This window comes from Streptomyces spiramenti (genome assembly GCF_012034385.1).
Lineage (GTDB): Bacteria > Actinomycetota > Actinomycetes > Streptomycetales > Streptomycetaceae > Streptomyces > Streptomyces spiramenti.
In genome coordinates this window covers 1-3279 of the sequence record NZ_JAAVJB010000364.1, presented here as the reverse complement: position 1 = coordinate 3279, position 3279 = coordinate 1, and the positions used below count along the sequence as shown (strand labels likewise).

Sequence of the window (3279 nt, the reverse complement as noted above, 5' to 3'; positions counted from 1 at the left end):
GCGCCGCCGCGACCGCGACGCGCAACGCGGCGGGCAGGGCGGCGACGGCCTCGCCCGAGAGTCGGATCAGCCGCCACAGCGCGGCCTCGCCGCGCAGCAGCAGCCAGCCCGCGGCGAGCGCCGCGAGCAGGTGGCCGGCGAGCATGGCGGGTGCGGTCATCGCGACCAGCGCCGCCGTCACCTCGCCGGGAACGGCGGCGAGTCCGGCCGCGGCGTGCGGCAGGGCGTCGGCGGTGGAGGCGTCGGGGAGCGGCGGGGGTCGGAGCCCGGCCTCCGTGACGATGCGGTCGGCCTCGGCCGGAGTGAGCTTGACGAGCCCGTCGTTGCAGAGCAGCTTCGCCGCCATCGTCAGCAGTCCGCCGGAGGCACCGGCCGCCGACTCGGCGCCGGTGTGGCCTGCGTGGCCGGACGCCGCTTCGGTGCCGCCGCTCGCCGCGCCGTGACCGAGGCCGAACAGCACGTGCAGCACCGCCTGCGAGCCCGCGACGACGGCGACGACCGCGGGCAGCGAACGGCGTTCCCGACCCGCCAGGGGCAGGCTCACCGCGAAGAGGAGCAGCCATCCCGCGCCGAGTTTCCACGGCTCGATGCCGCCGCCGGCGGCGAGCACATGGCCGGTCGAGGCAAGCACACAGCAGGCCGCGGCGAAGAGCGCGGCCCGCGTCAGGCGCACATCGAGGGCGGCAGGCATAGCGGCGTCATCATCTCACCGGCGGGCCGCGAGACAGCCGCCGGGGCCGACATTCGACCAACTGTGCGATCTTTCGTCCGATCTTCGACTCACCTTGACGTAGCTATATCGACCTAACTGTCCCGTATATCCGCCGATCGGGCGGTACTACCACGCAGCCGGGCTTACGAAGCGGGCCGATCGGCAATAACTACGAGTGCCGGGCGGCGACTGTCGCCGCGCGGACGAGAAGTGGGAAGGAGGAGCCATGAGCATCTGGTGGTCTCTCCAGCTGCGTCGCGAGGCTTCGAGCGTCCCTCTCGCCCGCCGACTGCTCGCCGGCGCCATGGACACGGCGGGCGTGGACGCGGACATCGCGCACGAACTGTCCCTCGCGCTCACCGAGGCATGCGCCAACGCGGTCCAGCACGGCGGCGGACACGCGGGTGTCTACCAGGTCACCGCCTCCATCGACGGTGACATCTGCCGGATCGAGGTCATCGACTCGGGCCCCGGGTTCCCGCTCGGCCGACTCCTCGGCGAGCTGGACCCCCTGGGCGGGATCCTCGACACGGGCACCGCCACGACCATGACGCACATCGAGCAGGAGATGGAGCACGGCCGCGGCCTGCGCCTCATCGAGGCGCTCTCCGACCGGGTCCGCTACGACAACCAACCCGACCACGGCGGAGCGGTCATCTCCTTCGACAAGATCCTCAAATGGCGAGAGGACTCGTTGCTGCAGGCGTCCTGACGACACCCGCAGCCGACGCGACACCGCCGCGCCGCCCCCGTGAGCCGGGGGCGGCGCGGCGGTGCGACGCCCGGGTACCGGGCACGTGCCCGGTGGTACCGCCCGCCGTGTCCGCGAGGGTGTGGCGCGCAAGGACGGCGGCCACTCCCGCTGACGGCCGGCCGCCCTCGGCCGCCGCGCGGCAGAGCTCCACCACCTCCGCCGGGGAGGAACGCGCGGTGGAGTCCTTGGCCAGGCAGCGGGCCACGAGGTCGGAGCGGGTCGGGCAGCGCCGACAGGTCGGGCTCCTCGTGCACGACGCGGTAGAGAATCGTGTGCGAGGAGCCCCCCCGTACGTCGGCGAACCGGTCGCCGCATGGGCCGCCACCTGGCCGAGGGAGAAGCCGAGGGGAGAATACGTCCGAGGCGGGTCCGACCGCCGCGCCCGTCGCCTGCTGGGCCGGCGTCGTCCTGCTGCGTCTCGCGCCGTGGTGCGCCGCTCGGACGGCACTCGGCTCCCCTGCTGGGGACCCTGTGCGGCCCCCTCCTGTTCCCCGGTCGGCGCGGGGCGCCGCCGCCTGTGTCCTGAATCAATCGGGTGGCAACCCGGTGGGGTGGGAACTGACGCTGGGTGCCCGGTAGTTGTCTTGGTGTGCCGCCGCGTTCCCTACGCGACGGCCGCTGGGGTGCGTCACGGCTTCCCCGGGACATGCACGCGTCCATGACGCGCGACACAAAGGAGTGAACGCCGGGATGGTGTTCAAGCGTCTGCTCGGAACCTTCGGGGTCGGTGGGCCGAAGGTCGATACCGTTCTGTCCGGGAGCGGTACCCCTGGAGGGACGGTCCAGGGGGACGTCCACGTCCAGGGCGGTGAGGCCGAGTTCGAGATCCAGCAGATCGTGCTGGAGCTCGTGGCCACCCCGCAGCAGCTCCCCGGGCAGCAGCAGGGCGGCGGCCTCGGCGGGGGCATGGGCGGGGGTATGGGCGGCGGCGACCAGGGCGGCAAGCCCGTCGTCTTCGGCCGTGAGGTCGTCGCCGGAGGCTTCCGCATCGCCGCGGGCGAGAAGCAGGTCTACCCCTTCTCGATGCCACTGCCCGCCGAAACCCCCTTCAACGAGCTGTACGGCCAGCACCTCGGCCTGGAGCTGGGGGTCCGCACCGAGCTGGCCATCGCCGCGGCGAAGGACAGCGGGGACATGGACCCGCTGACGGTGTCGGCGCTCCCCGCCCAGGAGACCGCGCTGGAGGCCCTCGGCCAGCTGGGCTTCGGCTTCGCGCAGACCGTCCTGCTGCCGGGCCTCGTCACGGGGGCGCAGTACCAGGAACTGCCGTTCCACCAGGAGCTGATGCTGAGCGCCGCACCGCAGTACGCGGACCAGCTCCAGGGGCTCGACGTCACCCTCGTCGCCGGCCCGCACGGTGTGGACGTCGTGCTGGAGGCCGACAAGCACCTCTCCGGCGGCGTGCCGATGCCGTTCGTCCGTCACAGCATCCCCCACGCCGAGGTCACCTCCCGTGACTGGCAGACGGAGATCGACGGCTGGGTGCAGGAACTGCTGGAGCAGCGGCAGGAGTTCCTGAACCAGATGCAGATGCAGATGGGCGGGATGATGCCCGGAATGCACCCGGGGATGCAGCAGGGGATGCACCCCGGCATGCAGCAGCAGCGCCGTGGTGGCGGTGCCGGGATGGCCGTGGCGGCGGGCGCCGCCGGCCTCGGCGCCGGTGTCCTCGGAGGCATGATGCTCAACGAGGCGTTCAGCGGTGACGACGAGGAGGACCTCGCCGACGACGGCGGCGACGACGAGTGAGCCGCGGCGCCCGCGCGCCAGGCCCCACCCCCACCCGGCCCCCGACCGCGCCACCGCGCGCGGT

Annotated in this window: 3 protein-coding genes; 2 read left to right on the top strand and 1 reads right to left on the bottom strand. The window is 72.9% G+C overall.

What is annotated here, in order from left to right:
* Positions 1 to 691 (bottom strand): hypothetical protein (locus tag HCJ92_RS23210; RefSeq protein WP_167935571.1); only part of this gene is annotated, 691 nt, incomplete at its 3' end.
* A gap of 247 nt (positions 692 to 938) precedes the next feature.
* Between HCJ92_RS23210 and HCJ92_RS23205 the strand changes: the two genes are divergently transcribed.
* Both HCJ92_RS23205 and HCJ92_RS23200 read left to right on the top strand, forming a co-directional pair.
* The gene (locus HCJ92_RS23205) at positions 939 to 1424 is read left to right on the top strand and encodes an ATP-binding protein (protein WP_167935570.1); all 486 of its coding nucleotides are present in this window, start codon (positions 939 to 941) and stop codon (positions 1422 to 1424) included.
* A 732-nt stretch (positions 1425 to 2156) separates the two neighbouring features.
* Entirely contained in the window at positions 2157 to 3215 is a 1059-nt protein-coding gene (locus tag HCJ92_RS23200; RefSeq protein WP_167935569.1) for a sporulation protein, read from the top strand.
* The last annotated feature ends 64 nt before the right edge of the window (positions 3216 to 3279 follow it).